The following is a 19,991-nucleotide window of genomic DNA, read 5'->3' on the forward strand; positions in this document are numbered from 1 at the left end:
GTTTTTTCGATATCTGAACCATATGCTACACCAATGATCAGTTCAATACGGCGGTTATTATTGCTTAGTGTCCAGTTGATTACGTGATGGGATATCAAGTCGCCGTTGGGGATGATCACTTCGGCGCCATCGCTGGTAGCGATCTTGCTGCTGCGGATCCCGATCTCCATAATAGTGCCCGACCGGCTATCTACCTCAATGATGTCGCCTATCTGTATCGGCTTTTCAAAGGCCAGTATCAAACCCGATACCAGGTTGTTCACAATGTTCTGCAAGCCGAAACCAATACCGATACCAAAAGCACTGATGATGATCGTTATCTTATCGAGCGGAAAGCCCGACGCCGTAACCGCAAGTAAAAAACCGATGGCAAACACGGCCATTTTTATCAAAAGCGTGCTGGTACGGTTCTTTTTTTTCAGCACATCCATATCGTTGGCGTGCTTGCCCGCCACTTCGTAAAGGTAAGTGATAATATGCGCTGCTACCGACGAAAACCATATAACCGCAATAAAAATGATAATACTTTGAAACGTGAATTGTGTGTTGGTGCCCCCTAAGCTGCGCGACTCGGTTAAAAAGTTTTTAATGTAGTTGAACACAGCATCTTCAATGCTCAAGTTTTGCGTAAGCATTATGATCCAAAGCACACTGGCAAGGATGGTTAAAATGCTCCTGAACTTGTTTTGAAGCAATTTAAAGTCAATGAACGAACTTATGCTGGTACTATTTTTATTTGCCTCGAGCTGTAAAAAAAGGCTCTGCATGATAATTTGCACCAGGTAGTACATTCCGAGCGCCAGCCACAAATTGTAAACCGCAGTTACAGCAATGATTTTGGAAAGCGTAACCCGTCCAAATACATTGCACAGAAATGAAATAAACAGCAAACCTATGAATGCTTTAAGTATAATAACGGTATAAGGCAGGTAATCCTCGGGTTTTTTCTTCACCTCGCGATAGTACCATATACTGGTGACGGCCGTAGCCAGTGACAGGATCAATACTATCACACGATCTGTATTTGATACTTCAACAAACAAATTGCTGAAACTATAAACGCATGTAAGCCAAAATAATATGTGCAGATACTTAAATTGTACAGGAGGGCAGGTACGCTTTACCAGATGCAGGATGCCTATAATTAATACCGTAAAAAAAATCTCCAGGACAACTACCGGTGGGTGGTCATAAAAATTCGGCACAATGGCAAACGCAACAATTATCGCGGATGTGATAGGATAAAGCGTTACATATTTAGCATAACTGAAAACGCTTTGTGGAGATTCTTTAATGCGTAGTACACGACGACGGTTGGTATAGATCCATACAAAGAACAGCACGAAGATCAGAGTGCCTGCAAGGTGAATAAGCGGATCACGCCCTATAAAAAAGTTTAGCAGCCGTTTATTCATGTTTACCGTTTTGCCCAGGGCGGTCTTGAACGTACTGGCCGTATCTGCATCAAATACCCATATCGGATTATTCTCGGTGCTTAAGGCCTGGATGCTAAATTGTCGGATCTTGATATCAATCTGATCCTTCAGGTCTAGCAGCGAAATGTATACTGCCGAAATGCGGTTTTGTAATAAGCCTATTTTAAGTAATAGCTTTTTATTAGTAGTGTCTAACCGTTTATGCTTGCTATCAATAGCTATTTTCTGAATTAGGAATGTTGTAAGGAGGCTGCTGTCTGCCGGTACGATCTTTAAAGCAGAATCCTTGTCCATAGACGACAACTCGTTTTGATTTTGTACCAGCTTGGAATTTATGGTAGCAAGGCGCTCCTGGTAAAGGTCCAGCTGATCATCGCTGCGGGTCAGGATATCGCGTATGGCATAAAGATAGCGCAGGGTGCTTGATCTGTCGTTGTCGATGAGCGTCTTTATAAGCCCTATGCGGCGTTCAAATGAAGGAAGCTGTGCACTTATATCTGCAGTATCGATATTACGGGAAAGGCTAGTTTTAATTTGATTGAAAGACGAGGTATAGTACTCTATCTTTTGCAGCAAATTGTTGATAGAGGTATCCGACTTTTTGAATGATCGCATCATCGAGTCGCGCCGCAGGATCGTCATTCTTAAAGAATCGCGAACAGATATTTTTCTCTTGTTAACCTGTGCAGATGCACCTGTCGAAAATAAAGTAAGGATAACCAGTAGGGGAAATGCTATTTTAAATACTTTATTCATTTTTTTAATTCGTATTAATACAAAATGTTCGCAGTACTATGGCACTTAAACTTGATCATTCAATAAAAGGCTTTCTATTCCTAAGCGGTAAGAGTGCATGCCAAAACCGGCTATCACACCTTTACAGCTTGATGCCAGCATACTATGGTGCCTAAACTCTTCGCGTTTATATACGTTAGAAATGTGAACTTCGATTACAGGAGTTTTAATTGCGGCAATTGCATCAGCAATAGCTATAGAGGTATGGGTGTAAGCCCCGGCATTTAATACAATGCCATCATAACTAAAGCCTACTTCATGTAACTTGTTTATAATTTCCCCTTCAACGTTACTCTGGTAATAATTTATGGTGATGTTTGTAAAATGGGTTTTCAATTCGGCGAGGTAACTTTCAAAATCGGTGTTACCGTAAATGGATTTTTCGCGTATGCCAAGCAGGTTTAAATTTGGCCCGTTGATAATTTGTATATTCATTTGTTCAAACTTAACTATAAAACATTAAAACAAAAATCAATTGAACTGGACAGCGGCTTTGAAGGGGTTTAAAACTTATTTAAAATTGGAGCGGTCGTTGGCGGTGAATTCTATCGATGCCTATACTAAAGATTTAGAAAAGTTATATCAATATTCTGAATTACAAGTTGATAAAAAATCACCTACAGAGTTTTCTTTAGCAGATTTGCGTAAGTTTATAACCTGGATCAACGAATTGGGGATGATCCCTTCGTCACAATCCCGTATCATATCGGGAGTGAAGGCTTTCTATAAATTCCTGCTGATGGAAGATTATATCACTTCGGATCCGTCAGAATTATTGGAGACACCAAAGATCACCCGCAAGCTTCCAGATACATTGAGCATCCACGAGATCAACAAAATGATCGCCGCGATTGACCTTTCAAAACCCGAGGGACCCCGTAATAAAGCAATGTTGGAAGTGCTGTATGGATGCGGCTTGCGCGTATCCGAATTAACCGAGCTGAAGATTTCTAGCTTGTATCTTAGTATTGAGTTTATAAAAGTAACCGGCAAAGGGAGTAAAGAACGCCTTGTACCTATCGGCGGCGAAGCAATTAAAGCGCTAAATATATGGATTGATTTAGTGCGGGTGCATATTCCCGTGAAAAAGGGTGAAGAGGATTTAGTATTTCTAAACCGCCGAGGCAGCAGGCTTAGTCGTGTTTATGTTTTCATGCTTATTAAACAACTTTCTGAAGCGACAGGCTTAAAAAAGAATATCAGCCCACACACTTTACGGCATTCCTTCGCCACGCATTTGGTAGAGGGCGGGGCCGATCTGCGCGCCGTACAAGAAATGCTTGGCCATGAAAGTATTACCACAACCGAAATTTATACGCACCTGGACAAAGAGTATTTAAAAAGCACAATCATTGATTTCCACCCGCGTAATTGATCATTTTATTGGGTTTCAGCCTGGTTAGGACGCTGCTAATGTGGCTTTTACCATCCTGTCCCTGCCACTCATGTCCTGCCTTAATCGAATGCCTGACAAGCCTTTAAGCGTTAATAGCTGAATGGTTTCTTTGCTTAAGTTCTCATTGATCTCTAAAAACAACAGCCCGCCCGGTAGCAATGTTTTAACAGTCAAATCGGCAATAGCTTCGTAAAATAACAAGGGATTTTCTTCTGGAACAAACAGTGCCAGGTGCGGCTCAAAGCCGGTAACGTTTTGGTGCATGTGCAGTTTATCCTGGAGCGTAACGTACGGTGGGTTAGATACGATTATATCATAGTTCGATCTTTCAATTCCAGATTTAGGGTCGAGGATACTATCTTCAATAAATTCAACTGTTACCTCATTAATTACCGCGTTTTGAGCAGCAGTTTTAAGTGCTGTGGCTGATACATCAATGGCGGTAACTAAAGCACCAGGCAAATTCTTTTTAAGGCTAATAGCGATGCATCCGCTTCCTGTACCAATGTCGAGTATGTTTAGCTGTTTATTATCTGTTAAGCGTTTACTTTCTTTTAATGCCCAGTCTACCAGTTCTTCCGTTTCGGGGCGGGGAATCAGGGTAGCAGGGTTCACCAAAAAATTCAGCCCGTAAAACTCTGTGTTGCCTAAAACATATTGCACCGGTTTGCCGGTTTGTAATTCTGTTGCTATGGCACTAAGTTTTTCGATAGCCCCGGCCGGCAACTCATCTTCAGGAAAAGCCTTGATCCGGGCGCGTGAAAAGCCGGTTATTTCCTCTAAAACTAATAGGGTTATTGCGCTGGATTCACGAGTGTCATATAACGATTGCAGCGCTTGTCCGTACTGTTGAATAACATCCTTAATAGTTTTCATGCAACAAAGTAACAGAAAAGCTACTTTTGCACAATGGCCACACATGAAATTTATATGCAGCGCTGCCTGGAACTCGCTGCTTTGGGTGCCGGTTGGGTTAGCCCGAACCCAATGGTTGGTGCCGTAATTGTTCATGAAGGCAAGGTGATTGGCGAAGGCTATCATCAGCGCTACGGTAAAGCGCACGCTGAACTAAATGCCGTTAACATGGTGATAAGTAAGTACGATAACCATATCGATCTGCTTAAAGATTCGACCATTTACGTGTCACTGGAGCCTTGTGCCCATTACGGCAAAACTCCGCCCTGTGCCGATCTGATCATCAAACACCGGATCAAAACTGTTGTGGTCGGCTGCCGCGATCCGTTCCCCGCTGTGGATGGTAAAGGCATCGAAAAATTAATGAATGCGAGCATAGAGGTTATTACCGGGGTGTTAGAACACGAATGCCAGTGGCTAAACCGCCGATTTTTTACACGCGTACAAAAACAGCGGCCTTACATTATTTTAAAATGGGCGCAAACAGCCGATGGGTATTTTGCCCCGGCTAATGGCAGCCAGTATTGGATTACCGGCCCTGCGGCTAAGAAAATGGTACACGCCTGGCGGGCTGAAGAGGATGCCATACTTTTAGGAAAGAATACAGCCCTTGCGGATAACCCACAACTTAATGTGCGTTTGGTAGATGGCAAATCGCCAAAGAGGGTCGTAATTGACAGGCGGCTTGAATTGAACGCTGGTTTAAATGTATTTGATCAAACAGTTGAAACATTGGTATTTAACGAAATTAAAACCGATATTGATGGCAGGATAAAATACATTGCCCTGGAAGACTTTGACCGTTATGTGCCTCAGTATATCCTGTTTCAACTTTACCTGCAAGACATTCAATCGGTAATTATTGAAGGCGGCGCGCATACCCTGCAGACTTTTATACAAGACGGGTTATGGGACGAAGCGCGTATTTTTACAGGTAAAACAGTATTAACTAATGGTATTAAATCTCCTTTCGTTAATGGCGGCAACGGAGGCGAATATATTGTAGGCGCCGATAAATTGCAGATTTTTTATAACCAGTAAGCTACTTACCTAATGTTATATGTTTTTTTAAGTGTCTGCTGCAGCGTTATTGTCTCGGTTTTATTAAAGCTGGCACGGCGTTATGGTATAGACATTTTCCAGGCTATTACTTGGAACTACAGCATGGCTATAGCGCTTACCTGGTTCTTTTTTAAACCGGCTATCGGCAGCTTTATTTTCAGGCATGCACCACTGGGCGTTTTTATAGCGGTTGGGGTTTTGTTGCCGCTGGTTTTTTGGGTGTTGGCATCATCGGTTAGGGTGGTAGGCATAGTGCGTACCGATGTGGCACAACGGCTTTCACTGTTTATCCCAATAGTGGCATCCTTCCTTTTGTTCAATGAAGTGCTTAGTCCACTCAAAATTGCCGGAATTATAGTTGGTTTTGCCGCTATACTGTGTTCCATCCCATGGCAAAAAAAGACGGCCAACCGCAAAGTGCTTAGTAACGCCTGGCTTTATTTGGTGATTGTATTTTTTGGCTTTGGCGCTATTGATATTCTTTTTAAAAAGGTTGCAACGTTTACTGCTGTACCTTACACAACATCGCTTTTTTTCATTTACGCCTTATCGTTCGTAATTGCATTTATTGGGTTGTTTGTTCGTGTAGTGGCCGGGCAAACCCGTATAGTTTGGCCCCATATCGTTTTTGGGTTGGTTTTGGGGGTTGCCAATTTTGGTAATATCCTGTTTTATCTAAAAGCACACAAAGCATTGGCAACCAGTCCGTCGGCCGTGTTTTCGGCCATGAATATCGGTGTAATCACCTTGGGTGCAATAGTGGGGCTGTTTGTTTTTAACGAGCGATTGAGTTTGTTAAATAAAATTGGTATCGGCTTGGCTATCATCGCCATTATCATTATTACTTACTCGCAATTTTGATGTTGTTCGACGATACTTACCGCACTATTTCTAAACCGACAGAAGGCATTTTTCGCGACAGGGGCAGTAAGTTCCTCGCATTTGCGTATCCCATCAGTTCAGATAGCGAAGTAAAAACCATTTTAAGCAAATTGAAAGCCGGGCACCCTAAAGCCAATCACCATTGCTGGGCTGTTCGCATTGGTGTCGACCGGTCTGTTTTTAGAGTCAACGATGATGGCGAGCCGTCAGGCACAGCAGGCAGGCCGATATTGAATACGCTGCTTTCTAAAGATCTAACCAACGTAATAGTAGTTGTGGTTCGTTATTTTGGTGGTACATTGCTTGGTGTCCCTGGATTGATAGGCGCTTATAAAGCGGCAACCGAAGAAGCGCTTGCGCAGGCCCAGGTAATTGCTAAAACCGTTAACGACGTATATACGATCACCTTTGGGTATGAGCAAATGAACGATGTGATGCGAATTATGAAAGACGAGCAGTTGCTGGTATTGGAAAATCGCCAGGAATTGCATTGTGAGTTAAAGTTTAGCGTGCGCAAAACACAAGTAGAACCGGTTATAACTAAGCTTAACAAAATATTATCGCTTAAAGCAGTTTATAATTACAGTGGTTAATCCATCGCCCTCGGATTGAATAATGAATCGGAGACCATTCCCGTCGATCTATTGCACCTTCGATTGTACCAAATTCCTTTATTTTTTGTCTATTTTAGTGGCATATGCAATCTTTTGATATTAACAAATCCGACCTGCTACGCATTAAGGCTGCCCTTGAAGCCGATGATGCTGAATTACAGTTGGTTTTAAAGGAATACCATTCTTCGGAGATTGCCCTGCTGTTCGAAAAATTGCCGCAGGAGGCTAAAGAGCGCATTATCAACATCCTTCCTGCCGACGTTGCATCTGAGGTAATCTCGGAAATGGCGGAGGAGGAGCACCCGGAAGAGCTTTTGGTTAGCCTTGATCCAGATAAGCGTACCGAGATTGTTGAGGAGTTGGATTATGATGTGGCTACTGATATTATCTCGCAACTGGATGAAGAAGATCAGAAGGAGATCTTAGAAGATATTGACCAGGAAGACGCTACCAGCATACGGGCACTTTTAAGTTACGATGAGGATACTGCCGGTGGTTTGATGAACTCCGAAATTATCAAAGTGCATATTAATCTTGATAAGAAAGAAGCGCTCGACGAGATCATCCGCCAATCGGAAGAGATGGAGGAGTTTTACACCATTTGTGTGGTAGATGATCATGATACGCTGAAGGGAATCCTTTCTATAAAAACGGTTATAAAGGCCCGTGGCGACGCCAAAATAAGCGATCTGGTAGATACCGACTTTGTTTATGTTAAAGCCGATCTTGACCAGGAAGAGGTTGCCCGGCTGATATCTCAATATAACCTTACCAGTATCCCGGTGGTTGACGACCACATGAAGCTGCTGGGCCGCGTTACAGTTGATGATATCATTGATGTAATGGAGGAAGAGAACACCGAGGACATTCTGAAGATCAGCGGTGTATCTGAAGACGAAGAACTTAGCGGTAACTGGAAGGATGCGGTAAAAAGCCGCCTGCCGTGGCTCATCATTAATTTAGGTACTGCATTTTTAGCAGCCTCTGTTATCAGGCAATTTACCTATGTAGAAGAGGATCTGCCAATAATTGTAGCTTATGTAACCATAATTGGCGGTATGGGTGGCAATGCGGCGACACAAGCACTTGCTGTTACTGTAAGGCGTATCTCGTTAACCGACCTATCAGACAGGCAGGCTTACAACACCGTTTTTAAAGAGTTTTTAGTAGGAATGATCAACGGTGCCGCCAACGGGCTGATTGTGCTGTTATTCGCTTTTTTTTACGATAAAAACCCAATGCTGGGCGTGGTGCTTTTTATAGCAATGACAGGTAATTTAATTGTAGCTGGTTTAACCGGCGCCGGTATCCCGTTGATCCTAAAAAGGGTGGGTATAGACCCCGCTGTTGCATCATCCATTATCATTACCACCTTTACCGATTGCATTGGCTTTTTATTGCCGCTTTGGTTAGCATCAAGCTTTTTATTATAAAATCAATACAAATTACTGAAATAGAAAATAATCTTTGAATCTTTGCAACTTAGCATCTTTGCGCAGGTTTATTACACAAATTAGTAGATATAAAATTTACATCAATGACAGAAGTAAGATACGATTGGACACAGGAACAAATCTCTGAAATATATCACTCACCACTGCTGGACCTTGTTTACAGGGCGGCAACCATCCACCGGGAAAATAAAGACTACGCTGAGGTACAGATTAGTTCGCTGATCTCTATTAAAACCGGTGGCTGCCCCGAAGATTGCGCTTATTGCCCGCAAGCCGCCAGATATAACACCGGAGTTGATGTACATGCCATAATGCCTAAAGAAGAAGTTATTGCTGTTGCGCAGAAGGCTAAGAATGGCGGTGCTTCACGTTTATGTATGGGCGCTGCATGGCGAGAAGTACGTGACAACCGCGATTTTGATAAGGTTATTGATATGGTGAAAGCCGTTAACGCCATGGATATGGAAGTATGCTGCACACTGGGTATGCTTACCGAGAGCCAGGCGCAACGCTTAGCCGATGCCGGCTTGTACGCCTACAACCATAACCTGGATACGTCTGAAGAGGACTATAAGCGTATTATAACCACACGTACTTACGATGACCGCCTGCAAACCCTGGAGCATGTGCGTAAAGCAAAGATCAGCGTATGTAGCGGAGGGATCATTGGGTTAGGTGAAACCGTTGCCGACAGGATCTCGATGCTAAAAACGCTGTCAAACCTGCCAAAACACCCGGAAAGCGTACCTATAAACGCTTTGGTACCGGTAAAAGGTACACCGCTTGCAGACCAGCCACGTGTATCTGTATGGGACATGGTAAGGATGATCGCTACCGCGCGTATCATTATGCCTAAAACGGTAGTGAGATTAAGTGCAGGCCGAACGGAAATGAACACCCTGGAGCAAGCGTTTTGCTTTATGGCCGGGGCCAATTCTATTTTCGCCGGAGAAAAGTTATTGACTACGCCCAATCCTTCATTTGATGAAGATATGGCCATGTTCGAATTGCTGGGCCTGTCGCCGCGAAAGGCATTCAAGAATGGCCGCCCTAATGAACCAAAGGAACTTCGAGAAATGAGTATCAACGAAGTGATCTAATAAATGGCAAGGAAAAAATATATTCTTGCTGTTCCGTCATTCGATGAACTTTTGGTTCCCGTTGTTAAAGCTTTAATCAAACTTGGTGGTTCTGGGTCGGTAGAAGAAATTAATAATCTTGTTTATGAAATTGCGAATATTTCCGAGGATGTGTTGCAAGTACCGCACGGTGAAAGTGACACTCGTAAAGAAGTAGATTATCGACTTGCTTGGAGCAGGACTTATCTAAAAAAATTTGGTCTGCTTGAAAATTCGTCTCGTGGAATCTGGGCTTTATTAAAAGCAGATATAAATGTTTCTAATCTTGATAATGCAGAAATTGTACGGTTCGTAAGAGAAAAATCAACGATTGAAAAACTTGGAAAGGGTATTGCGGAAAAATCTACAGAAGTCAATCAAGCAAAAAAAGAAGTAGAAGAAGAAGTTGAAGATACAGAAGAATGGAAAACTCGTTTGCTAAACATACTTTATCAGATTACCCCATCTGCCTTTGAAAGATTATCTCAACGAATACTACGTGAAAGTGGATTTTCACAAGTTGAAGTCACAGGTAAAGTTGGTGATGGCGGAATTGATGGAAAGGGAATTGTACGGGTAAGTGGACTTTTAAGTTTTCACGTAATATTTCAATGTAAGCGTTACAAAGGTTCTGTTTCACCAAGTCAAATTAGAGACTTTAGAGGAGCAATGCAGGGGAGAGCTGATAAAGGATTGGTAATTACTACTGGAACATTTACACGTGAAGCAATTAAAGAAGCAACTCGTGACGGTGCGCCGCCAATTGATTTAATAGATGGAGAACTTCTTTGTGATAAGTTAAAAGAACTTAAATTGGGTGTTTCAACTAAACTCACTGAAACGGTTGAAGTCAAAAGTGATTGGTTTGAGAGTCTTTAATATCTCCTAAAACAAAAATGCCATAGTGCTTCTTATAATCAAAAAAGAAATACTATGGCATTTGATCAATACCACGAGCCGGCCAATGAGCTGAGCGACGAAACCCGCACCTTTGCACGTATGATCGTATCCATGGGAGAAGAAGCCGAGGCCATCAACTGGTACGAGCAGCGCATCTCTGTAGAAAAGAACCCGCAGGCGAAAGCTATTATGCAAAATGCCCAGCATGAGGAATTCAAGCATTTCGGTATGGACTTGGAGTTTTTGCTTCGTCAAAAACCGGTATGGCGTAAAACACTGCAAGCCATCCTTTTTAAAGAAGGTGATATTGTTGAACTGGGCGAAAAAGGCGAAGAGGCATCAGAATAAATTATACCACTATTTCGGCATTACGATTATCGTTTACCTTTGATCGTAATGCCATATAAACAAGTGCTAATCCCGTAATACCTGCGGTAACGTACATTACTAGCGGGATGCGTGCTATCACGTCCTGATAATACCAGCCGGAGAGCAAAGCACCAAGTCCAATGCCGGCCTCCAATGAGATATACATAGTAGCCATTGCTTTGCCCCGGTATTCAGGATGGCTCATGTCTACCGTCCAGGCATTTAGGGCAGGTGAGAGGATGCCTGTGGCTACACCATAAACGGCAGCACCCGCCATCAGACCGGCAAAGCTATCGGCGTAGCCGACTATTGTCAAGGCGACGGTTAGCAGCACCAATCCTGTATTTATAACATACACGCGCCCATATTTATCAGATGCCTTACCCGCCACAAAACGGATCACTAAAGAGGCAATGGTGAACACCATAAAAAACAGACCTTTGTTGATAATGCCTAAGTGCTCCCCCCAATCAGGGATCAATGTAAGAATTGCGCCATAAGCGATGTAGGAGAGGAAGGTAACAATGGCGGCAGGCAGTACTTCTGGTGCGATGATATCCCGACGGGAGATTTTGAGTATTGAAAAACTGAACCGTTGTTTAGGTACCAGCGTTTCTTTCATGTTCATTAATATTACTATAGACATTAGCGCGAATACCGACGAGCTGTAAAACAGTGCATCTAATGAAAAATATAAGCGTATAGAACTGCCAATCGCCGGCCCTATAGCCAATCCTGTACTAAAACATAAGCCATGAAAACCAAGTGCTTCGCCCCAGCGCTCACGAGGAACAATGTCAGCCACATATGCAGCTGTTGCTGTGGGTTTAAATCCGGTAGAAAACCCATGAATAAGCCGAAGGAATAAAAACCCGGATACCGTTCCTAATACCGGATACAGAAAGCCGCATACAAAGCAAACAACAGACCCGACAGCCATGATGGGTACCCGCCCAATGGTATCTGTAAGCCTGCCGCTAAATGGACGGGATATACCTGCTGTGAGCGTAAAAAGGGCAATGATCAAACCTTTATATTCCGCTCCGCCAATACTGCTGAGATAGGCCGGCAATTCTGGTATAAGCATGTTGAAACTGGCCGAGAAAAGTAACGAGCTGAGGCAAACTAAGCCAAACTGTAAATTATAAATAGGATGTGCAGATTTGAGCATTAAAAGATATGTTAACAGCGCAAAGTTAAACTTCTTTGCAAGCAGGCAGGACTTACAAATCCTAATAGTTGTGGTTTTTGGGCAAGTTTTTCGGCGAGATGACCACCTTCAAGATAATTCTCTGGAATTAAGTAGGGCAGCAGTCGTTGTTATTTAATGCTATCCGTTTGAGAAACCGGTGACACCAAAAAAGGGGAAGATGGCAGATGCAGAAATCATTACCCAAATGCTACCATTTACAAACGGTAACATGTAATGTGATCAAAGCACTTACAGAAAGCAATTAATGCCAGCTAACGGTTATATGCCTGTTGCCTCCAACTACATATTGCAAGTGTCCGTCTTTTGTTAAGGTGCCTTTTAAAGGTTCATCCTGATTGGTCACGGCTACTATTACTTTGGGTAATTTTTTGTCACTCATTTTAACGATCATTAAGGTAGCATCAAATCGTTTATCGCCTAAAGTGTTAAAGCTTACACCTTTATCTTTTTGGTGCCTGATGCATGATGTGGGATAATCTACGTAAATCATAAACTCCTGGTCGGCAACGCGAATGTAATGCCTTGGCAATATTCCGAAGGCATTGCCTGCGCCGTAAACTTCCTGGCCTACCTGGCCGCTTTGTTCCCATCCGTCATACATATCTTCCAGCGCTATCCACAATTTGGCATCAACTTCTCCCATTTTGGGTTCTTTAGAAAGCATATCGGATGGAAGCATTGTTGGATAATAGTAAATGGCACGGTTAACCAGATACTTTACATATTCGGCCAGAAGCAATGATACCGAAGGTAAAATATCCACACCCTGCGCGTGTTTCAAATAATCATGTACGGCACAAAAAACTTCCTGTTCTTCGTATACAGCCGTGTAGGGCGCATCGTTTAACGGAAACAAGCAAAAAAACGATGGGAAATTTTTACCGTAGCCATAATTGCAATCCCAAAGCCTTACATTTTTGAATAAACCGGCCAGACACAAGTAACTCAGATCCAGATATAACTTTTTACCGGTTATTTTATGTAGTCGCAACAGCGCACCGGCCGAGAACGCCGTGTTATTGGCCTGATAAAAAACCTCAAAGCCCAAACCCTCCAGGCGTTTGGCTGCCGTTTCGGCTTCACGCAGGTAGCGCTTTTTACCGGTTAGCTCATAGGCCTGTAGCATAATATGGGCATATAATCCAGGCACGTCTTTTTCGCCACCTTTACCGGGAGCGGTTTCCGGCTTAATAACCTCCAGTGTATCCACTTTGTAAAATACCGGCCAGTCGTAATCAAACTTATGGGCAACCTTAATGGCAAACTCAAGTGAATTGAGAAACAGTGTAGTAGCGACCTTATCTCCCCGAAGCGCCAGCCGCGACAGGTTAAGCAGCGGATGGTGCAAATACCAGGAATCCATCACCAGTGGTTCTTTCTGCTCTTCTTCGCCCTCGAGTGTATCGGCGGCGGCAGGCAGCCAGCGCATAATTGTTTTAAACTTATCGTCGTAAAACGTAGGCAGTAGTTCCTTGATCTTTTTGGTGGTCTCTATTTTTTGGCCTATCCAGTCTTCATAATCAGTAAGGGGCAACAGAACAGCCAACTGCACCATTATCTCTGGCGGGGTTGCGTAATCGCTTACATAGGCGTTAAGGTACGAGTGTCCGTTCACGTGCGACCAGCAGCCGGGATTCTTAATAAGGTCTTCCAAGCCATTATCCAGCGCTTTTGGCCAGTCCTGGTAATTAGTATTGGGTTTAGGTAATTGAATGTATACACGGGCAAGCATATCAAAATATTGCTGTGTAATGCCGGCCTCTTTTGCAGGGATTTCGTTATCAAGCACCACAATCGCGTCGGACAGGATTACATCCTTACCAGCCTTTAAAGGCTTATCGGCCGATGGCGGTAGAGAGAAGCCCAACTCAGGCCACTCACCACTAACCGTATCGCCGGCTGATGTGTCCGTTTGTTGATTATAGTTGCCAAGGGCTGTAAGGTTTTGCAGATAAAGCAATGCGCCGGCTTTTGGTCTTGTTAAATGGCAATACAACATGCCCGACCGGGTACCTATCTGTCTTACTAAAATTTCACCGCCGCTTGCATTTCCCTTTTTGTCCTTGCCGGGAAAAATGATATCCCGCGGCCAGAAGGGGATCAGCGTATCATTTGCAGGCTTAAGCGATGTGGTATATCGCAAAATCCCTTCAGCGGGAAATGTGATATCGACTGAAAATTTGCCGATGGACGAAGTTAGTTGAAAATTAATAACGTTGTCCTGCTCATTCTGTCCCGTTATTTCCAAGTCATTGCCTGGTGAATAAGCCGTGCGGAATGCAATTTTACCACCATTATGCCACTCGGCTAATACCCAAAGTGAATCATCTGTACAATGAATATTGTAATTGTAAATTCCCCTTTCAACTTGGTAAATAGCAGGTGAGCCGGGGTTCGCAAAAAATTCAGCGGCAGCGATAGCCCATGGTGAAATTGGATTCATATAGCAAGGTTTGGTGGTTATTAATACTTAACCGTGCTTAATCCTTCTTGTTTGTTTATCCTACTAATTAATTTTTTATAAGATAGTTAAACGTTCATTGCCCCGAGGATTTCTTTCACCGATAAATGCGCGCCGCACACAAATTCATCTGCAGCACCATAATAAATGGTTATGGTATCACCGTCATCTTCTACGACATGCCCGTTAGTAAAAACTACGTGTCCAAAGAAACCGCTTACTTCATATGGTTCGGTTGGTTCCATTATCGGAAACTCTGTACGGGCTAGAACTATTGACGGGTCATCTAAATCTAACAGAAAGGCGCCAAGGCAGTAACGATGTTCGCGCGTTGCGCCGTGATAAATTTCCAGCCAACCTTTTTCCGTTTTAATAGGTGCAGCACCGGCGCCCACACGGCCGCTATCCCAGAGACCTTCGCGGGTTTTGATAATGCATTTGTGGTTGCCCCAGTGCACCCCATCAGGTGATTGGGCCAGCCAGATGTAATTTCCACCTATATCTACACTACTTGGACGATGCAGGGCATAATACAGGCCATTTATCTTTTCTTCAAAAATTGCCACATCCTTGTTATGCGGCGGCAGGATCATCCCGTGCGAATCGAAATTTTTCCAGTCGGTAGTAGTGCGCATGCCCACGCCTACGCCACTATCAGATACGGCGGTAAAGGTAAGGTAGAATTTATCCTCTAATTTGGTCACGCGGCAATCTTCAACGCCAAATGTTTGCAACCGGCCCTGCCCAAATAATTTATGGTATCCTTCTGGCTCGTAAAATTTAATCCCGTCTTCGCTGCATAGCAACCGCAGGTGCGACAGGGTAGTAAGATAATCAACACCTTTGTAACGTACCACCCGCGCGTCGGTGGCAATCAGGTCGGCATCATTTAAGGCTATATCCATGATCTGCGTTTCGCCATTCTCGGTCAGGATAGGGAAGGAGACGTGAATATCCGACTGCTGAGGTCGCTCGGCAACACGTACCAGCAGCCAGGTTTTACCCTCAAACCTGAATACGCCGGGGTTAAGCAAACATGCAATGTGCAATCCGTCGACAGTTGGCTGCAGGTCTTTAGGTGACAATAAAGGATTTTGTGGAAAGCGTTTGGCTATATCTGGCATAATAACACGTGTGGGTTAAGTTGTTTAACAACGCCCGTTAAAAATGGTTGCAGCAAACTAATTTTTGCTGATATGGTGCAGCACTTTGCGGTATAATTCATCCGGTAGAAAAGGCTTAACAACTATATCATTAATGCCGGTTTGCTTAACCTGCTGCTCAATTTCCTTTGGCAAGTTTGCTGTAAGGGCAATTATAGGTAACGTAATGCCTTTACTGCGGATGTTGCGGGAAGCTTCGTAACCATCCATTACAGGCATGTGCAAATCCATTAATATCAGTTGGTGTTTGTTGATATCCAACTTTTCTATCGCTTCCAGGCCGTTTACCGCTACATCAATGCTGGCACCCCAGCGCTGTAGAAAGGTTTGCGCTACCATTACGTTTATAGGGTTATCTTCAACCAAAAGGATGTTTACGCCGGTGAAAGGCTTTTCCGGGTGTATTGTATTTAATAGCTGATTTGCAGAGCCGGGAGCATTGCTGCTCTTATCAAAAGTTTGTTCGAAATAAAATGTTGAGCCCTTACCTTCTTCGCTGGTTAAATGCAACGATGAGTTTTGCAATTCAAGGATGCGTTTACTTATTGACAGGCCCAAACCGGTACCACCGAACCCCCGCGAGGTGGATGAATCGGCTTGTGTAAAGCGCTCGAATATCAATTGTTGTTTTGATTTGGAGATACCAATGCCGGTGTCCCTTACCTTAAAGCAAAGGGTAAGTTGTTTTTCGCTTTGTTGAAGCAATTGTAAGTCTACATCAACGGTACCCTGTTGTGTAAATTTAATAGCGTTATGTACTAGATTAGTCATTACCTGCGATACCCTAATTGGGTCGGTAAGTACCCGCTGGTTGATATCGGGATCAATACTTAGCTTAATAACTATCCCTTTATCTTCAGCAGAACTGCGCAGGCTGCTTACTACATTGCGGGCAATTGAAGTGATATCCGTATCAATGTGCTCAAAGGTGATCATCCCGGCCTCGATCTTATTATAGTCCAAAATATCATTCACAATGCCCAGCAAGTTATTAGCCGAAAATATCATTACATCCAGGTGCTCCAGTTGATCTTTACGGGGATTATTTTTTAGCAGAAGGTGGCTCATGCCGATAACCGAATTAAGCGGCGTGCGGATTTCATGGCTCATGGTACTCAGGAATTCGCTTTTAGCAATAAGGCCTTGTTCAGCCTGTTCGCGTGCCTTGGTAAGCACAAAGGATACGCGGTGCGACAACACCAGTGACTGCAGGAAAAAGAAGCTTACATACCCTAAAAAGCTCAAAAACTGCAATTGCGGAATAAAGCCCCAGTAATGAAATAAAGAAATGGCAAACACGCCCATTAAAGCAAGGGAACTTGCCAGCGCATATACCGAACCTGGTCGCTGTTTACGATAAGCAACCGTATAAACGTAGGGGATATATACCAAACAATAAACCGTAATGACAAGGAACGGATTGATCAGCTGACTAAAATAATAAGGGGGCACTACCATCGATACCAGCGCAAACAGCCCGCAAACAGAGCAAATGACACCAATAATCTTTAGGTTAACATCATCAGGGCATAGGTAACGGGTATATAACCCGAATAGACCAATACCTGAAAACAGCGTAATGTACTCCAGCCGCACCATGAGGTACCAGCTGGCATCAGGTAGGATGGTGTGTATTACGTAATTATCTGTACCGATGATGCGGTAACAGTATACAATGGAATAAAGCGAAAACAAAAGGATGGCCTTATCGCGGCTGCCAAAAAGGTATAGCCCTAAAAAGAAAAGCCCGCCCATAAACAGGCAGCCGGTAAGCAACAGGTCTACCGCTTCGCCGCGGCGGCGGCCTAATATCATGATGTCTTTTTGCTGAATCACCAATGCCCGGCTAATGCCACCCTTACTATGTGCAAAGTTGGCTATCTGCAATGTTAGGTGGATGGAATCTGCCCCGGCAGGAACATCAAACGCACGATAGCCCCAATAGGGTACAAAATCATTGGCATTTGTGGCAACGGTGCCATTTTCGGCGATCTTTTCTCCATCTAAGAAAAGCCGGTAGGCCGAATATACATCGGGTGTGCTGATGCGCAACTGTGGGCCCCCTTTTGGTAAAAGTAGTGTGAGTGTGTAAGTTGCGTAACCGTAGGCCGGTAACTTTTGGCCATTTATCTTTTGCTCAGTCCAGGGAACGGGAAAATTTACAGCAATACCTTTAACAGCCGGGCGGGCAGACGGATCAAGCAACTGATGCCAGTAAAAGAGCCATTGACCGTTTAATTCGGTGCGCTCTGTAAAATCGGTTTGGTTGCGCAGGTCGATGACACCATTTTTGGCAATAGGTATAACCTTGTTGTTAAAAGGAAAACCAAAGCAGGCTATACTGCAATAAAACAGCAAAAACACAATACCAAAAAATGATTTAACTTTCATCAAGAAAGAGGAAATTAATTAGCGCGTACGGTTTCCAAATATAGCTATATTTGATAAACCGCCGGGAACATATCAATTAGTAATTGGCTTTTTTCGATCTTGACGTTGTACAAAAATTAGTTTAACATATCCAGTAATTCCGCTTTAGACAGCGCATGTAAAAAGGAAGCATCTGTTTTGATCAGGTTACTTACCAGTTCTTTTTTGTTCTCCTGCATCAGCATTATCTTTTCTTCCACTGTATTGGGGCAAATCAGGCGTACCGCCACTACGTTGTTATTTTGGCCGATTCGGTGCGAACGGTCGATCGCCTGGTTTTCAACAGCCGGGTTCCACCAGGGGTCTACGAGGTAAACATAATCTGCCGCGGTTAGGTTTAAGCCGGTTCCACCCGCTTTAAGGCTGATCAGAAAAACCCGCATTGCCGGGTCGTTCTGAAAATTGTTTACTATTGCCTCGCGGTTGCGGCTACTGCCGGTAAGCATAGTAAGGCCGATACTGCGAGCGACTAATTGTCTTTTTACCAGATCAAGCATGGATACAAACTGCGAAAACACCAGGATCTTATGTGCAGGCGATTTGCTTTCTATCTGTTCCATCAAAATATCTATCTTGGCCGACTCCGTACCGGGTTGCTTTTCCCCGGGCAGCAGCTCCGGCGAATTACATATCTGTCTGAGTTTTGTAAGCCCTTTAAGTACGTTCATAGCTGATTTCTTTAGCTCGTCATCAGTAGTTGCCGATATATATTCTCTGAACTCCTTTTCATAAGCATTGTAGATGCCCCGTTGCTGCTCCTGCATGTCACAATAAAGCACCATTTCTGTTTTTTCAGGCAGTTCGGCGGCAACTTGTTGTTTGGTGCGCCGGAGTATAAACGGCTTTATTTTCTTGTGAAGTTCGGCAGCACGCTTGTTGTTTTTAAACTTGTCTATCGGGATAGCGTAAATGTCGCGAAAATACTGGCGCGTGCCCAGTAAACCGGGGCAGGCAAACGAAAGCTGGCCATACAAGTCGAAAGTGTTATTTTCAACAGGGGTACCTGTAATAACTACCTTGTTGCGCGAGTTAAGTAAGCGAACCGACTTGTACCGCTGCGAATCCGGATTTTTAATATTTTGCGATTCGTCTAGAAAAATGTAGTTGAAGTGGTAATTTTTTAAAAAGCCCACATCAGCCAAAAGTGTGCCGTAGGATGTAAGAACAACTTCAAATTCGTCGAATTTCTCCGTGTTCTTCGCCCTGTCCGATCCGTAAATGGTATAAATGCGAATAGACGGCGCGAACTTCTCAATTTCCTGCTGCCAGTTAAATATCAACGAAGTTGGAACTACCAATAAATTTGTGTTTTGCAAAACTTTATCGCGCTGCGATAATATAAACGCAATTATCTGCATGGTTTTGCCCAGGCCCATATCATCTGCCAGGCAGCTGCCAAAACTAAAATCGTCCAGAAAGCTTAACCAATTAAGTCCCTGCTGCTGATAAGGCCTTAGTGTAGCATTTAAGCCGGCAGGCACGGGCACATCCCGGATAGAATCAAATGAGGCAAATTTATTGCGATAGCCGGCAATTTCTGCTTTAACTTCTTCATCGATCATCTGCTCGTCGTAAAGTTCTGTAATGATATTAAAATTGCTTTTGGGGGTCCGCAGTGTATCTTCTAAAATATCCCCGGAGGCAAAATAGCCGGTAAATTTCGTGATCCATTCTTCAGGTAAAATACCTATGGTGCCGTCATCTAACTGTACATATTTACTTTTATTACGTACTGCCTTATAAATTTGCTTTAAGGATGCTTTTTTACGCCCATAACGTACGT

The 19,991-nt window shown here is 43.6% G+C and carries 16 protein-coding genes; 8 read left to right on the top strand and 8 right to left on the bottom strand.

What is annotated here, in order from left to right:
* Together ACE5CV_RS15035 and aroQ are read right to left on the bottom strand one after the other, a co-directional pair.
* The coding region (locus tag ACE5CV_RS15035; RefSeq protein WP_374951012.1) for a mechanosensitive ion channel family protein at positions 1–2,192 on the bottom strand (2,192 nt) is incomplete at its 3' end.
* 45 nt (positions 2,193–2,237) lie between these two features.
* Positions 2,238–2,666, bottom strand: coding sequence for a type II 3-dehydroquinate dehydratase (gene aroQ, locus ACE5CV_RS15040; RefSeq protein ID WP_374951013.1), 429 nt, complete (start codon positions 2,664–2,666; stop codon positions 2,238–2,240).
* 40 nt (positions 2,667–2,706) lie between these two features.
* On the opposite strand from aroQ, the gene xerD reads away from it, so the two are divergent.
* Positions 2,707–3,606 (top strand): site-specific tyrosine recombinase XerD, encoded by a 900-nt coding sequence (xerD, locus tag ACE5CV_RS15045; RefSeq protein WP_374951014.1) that lies wholly within the window; start codon positions 2,707–2,709, stop codon positions 3,604–3,606.
* Between the two features lie 24 nt (positions 3,607–3,630).
* Here xerD and prmC read toward each other — a convergent pair whose 3' ends face one another.
* Complete coding sequence (gene prmC / locus ACE5CV_RS15050; RefSeq protein ID WP_374951015.1) at positions 3,631–4,503, bottom strand: peptide chain release factor N(5)-glutamine methyltransferase; 873 nt, start codon at positions 4,501–4,503, stop codon at positions 3,631–3,633.
* Positions 4,504–4,536: 33 nt separating this feature from the next.
* Between prmC and ribD the strand changes: the two genes are divergently transcribed.
* The 7 genes from ribD to ACE5CV_RS15085 all read left to right on the top strand — a co-directional run bounded on the left by ribD (position 4,537) and on the right by ACE5CV_RS15085 (position 10,920).
* A complete protein-coding gene (gene ribD, locus ACE5CV_RS15055; RefSeq protein WP_374951016.1) occupies positions 4,537–5,583 on the top strand; it encodes a bifunctional diaminohydroxyphosphoribosylaminopyrimidine deaminase/5-amino-6-(5-phosphoribosylamino)uracil reductase RibD in 1,047 nt (348 codons plus the stop codon).
* Between the two features lie 12 nt (positions 5,584–5,595).
* Positions 5,596–6,465, top strand: a complete 870-nt coding sequence (locus tag ACE5CV_RS15060; protein WP_374951017.1) for an EamA/RhaT family transporter — start codon at positions 5,596–5,598, stop codon at positions 6,463–6,465.
* Positions 6,465–7,079, top strand: coding sequence for an IMPACT family protein (locus tag ACE5CV_RS15065; RefSeq protein ID WP_374951027.1), 615 nt, complete (start codon positions 6,465–6,467; stop codon positions 7,077–7,079). The genes ACE5CV_RS15060 and ACE5CV_RS15065 overlap by 1 nt, the downstream gene beginning before the upstream one ends.
* 104 nt (positions 7,080–7,183) lie before the next feature.
* The gene (mgtE, locus tag ACE5CV_RS15070) at positions 7,184–8,533 is read left to right on the top strand and encodes a magnesium transporter (protein WP_374951018.1); all 1,350 of its coding nucleotides are present in this window, start codon (positions 7,184–7,186) and stop codon (positions 8,531–8,533) included.
* A gap of 104 nt (positions 8,534–8,637) precedes the next feature.
* Positions 8,638–9,654 (top strand): biotin synthase BioB, encoded by a 1,017-nt coding sequence (gene bioB, locus ACE5CV_RS15075; protein ID WP_374951019.1) that lies wholly within the window; start codon positions 8,638–8,640, stop codon positions 9,652–9,654.
* A gap of 3 nt (positions 9,655–9,657) precedes the next feature.
* Positions 9,658–10,551 carry a restriction endonuclease gene (locus ACE5CV_RS15080; protein ID WP_374951020.1) on the top strand — a complete coding sequence of 298 codons (894 nt, stop codon included), beginning with the start codon at positions 9,658–9,660 and terminating at the stop codon, positions 10,549–10,551.
* Positions 10,552–10,605: 54 nt separating this feature from the next.
* Entirely contained in the window at positions 10,606–10,920 is a 315-nt protein-coding gene (locus tag ACE5CV_RS15085) for a hypothetical protein (protein ID WP_374951021.1), read from the top strand.
* A 1-nt stretch (position 10,921) separates the two neighbouring features.
* On the opposite strand, the gene ACE5CV_RS15090 is transcribed toward ACE5CV_RS15085, so the two are convergent.
* From ACE5CV_RS15090 to ACE5CV_RS15110, 5 genes are all read right to left on the bottom strand, one after another.
* A complete protein-coding gene (locus ACE5CV_RS15090) occupies positions 10,922–12,112 on the bottom strand; it encodes an MFS transporter (protein WP_374951022.1) in 1,191 nt (396 codons plus the stop codon).
* Between the two features lie 283 nt (positions 12,113–12,395).
* Positions 12,396–14,597: a hypothetical protein gene (locus ACE5CV_RS15095; RefSeq protein ID WP_374951023.1), complete on the bottom strand. Its 2,202-nt coding sequence runs from the start codon at positions 14,595–14,597 to the stop codon at positions 12,396–12,398.
* A gap of 86 nt (positions 14,598–14,683) precedes the next feature.
* A complete protein-coding gene (locus ACE5CV_RS15100; RefSeq protein ID WP_374951024.1) occupies positions 14,684–15,739 on the bottom strand; it encodes a glycoside hydrolase family 130 protein in 1,056 nt (351 codons plus the stop codon).
* A gap of 57 nt (positions 15,740–15,796) precedes the next feature.
* Positions 15,797–18,169: an ATP-binding protein gene (locus ACE5CV_RS15105; protein WP_374951025.1), complete on the bottom strand. Its 2,373-nt coding sequence runs from the start codon at positions 18,167–18,169 to the stop codon at positions 15,797–15,799.
* 116 nt (positions 18,170–18,285) lie between these two features.
* The coding region (locus ACE5CV_RS15110) for a DEAD/DEAH box helicase (RefSeq protein ID WP_374951026.1) at positions 18,286–19,991 on the bottom strand (1,706 nt) is incomplete at its 5' end.

Source organism: Mucilaginibacter sp. (assembly GCF_964263795.1).
Taxonomy (GTDB): Bacteria; Bacteroidota; Bacteroidia; order Sphingobacteriales; family Sphingobacteriaceae; genus Mucilaginibacter.